1 protein-coding gene and 1 pseudogene are annotated in these 1109 nt (G+C 72.5%); both read right to left on the reverse strand.

The window, feature by feature from the left end:
- Positions 1–880 (reverse strand): annotated as a pseudogene (gene cobD, locus G3N97_RS38805) (threonine-phosphate decarboxylase CobD); the annotation flags it as partial.
- 7 nt (positions 881–887) lie between these two features.
- The coding region (locus G3N97_RS38810) for a cobalamin biosynthesis protein (protein ID WP_205997999.1) at positions 888–1109 on the reverse strand (222 nt) is incomplete at its 5' end.

Below are 1109 nucleotides of genomic sequence, written 5' to 3' on the forward strand. Positions count from 1 at the left end.
TCGGCGTGGCGCGCGGCGCGAAACCGTGCGCGCGCAGCAGCGCGGCGAGCCGTTCGCCCTCGCGCGCGAGTTGCTCGCGCATCGCGTGTTGCCACGCGGTATCGGCGAAAGCGTGCATGACGGCGTGACGCGCGGGGCCGTTCACCGTCCACGCGCCCAGGCGTTCGCGCAAGGCCGCGAGCAGCGCGGGCTGAGCGAGCGCGAAACCGCAGCGCGCGCCCGCGAGACCGAAGAACTTCCCCGGCGAGCGCAGCACCACGAGTCCCGCGCGATCGGTGGCGTTCGCGAGCGAGCGCGCGGACGTGTCGGCGAACGCATCCGCGAAGGTTTCGTCGACGATCAGCGTGCCGCCGCGCGCGGCGAGTTGCGCGTGTCAGCGGAGCAGCGTGTCGCGGTCGAGGAGCGCGGCGGTGGGATTGTTCGGATTCACAACGACGGCGTGCGTCGCATCGGCGGGGAGATCGGCTTGCGTGACGTCGAGCGGCACGATCGTGTGACCGGCCTGCGCGAAAGCGGGCGCGTACTCGCCGTACGTGAGCGGCGCGATGGCCACGCGTGCGCCCGGCAACAGGGCAGACAGCAGGGCAGGCAGCGCGCGGATCGCGGCCTGACTGCCCGCGACCGGCAGCACGTGCGCGGCGTCGGGCGCGCCGTAGTAACGCGCGGCGCAGTCGGCGAGACCGTCGCCGTCCTCGGGCAAGCGCCGCCACGCCGAAGCGGGCACAGGCGGCACCGGATAGCCATGCGGATTGATGCCCGTCGAGAGATCGATCCACGTTTCCCACGCGATGACGTAGCGGCGCGCCGCCTCGTGCAGATTGCCGCCGTGCGCGATCGTGCGCGCTGCGGTGTCGGTTGGCGTTGAAGTCGTCGAAGTCATGGATGGCTCAGACATGGGTCGCCACGTTCACGAAAGCCAGCGCGACGATCACCGCGAGCCACAGCAGCGTGGTGCGCTCGACGAGGCGCAAGGCGGCATCGACATCCTGCGCGCGCGGCGGCGAACCCGCGCCGAGCGCCGGACGCTCCTCGATCGCGCCGTGATAGACGGCCGCGCCGCCGAGCAGCACGTTCAGGCTGCCCGCGCCCGCCGCCATCACCGGACCGGC

It is taken from the genome of Paraburkholderia sp. Ac-20347, from assembly GCF_017104805.1.
GTDB classification, from domain to species: Bacteria; Pseudomonadota; Gammaproteobacteria; order Burkholderiales; family Burkholderiaceae; genus Paraburkholderia; species Paraburkholderia tropica.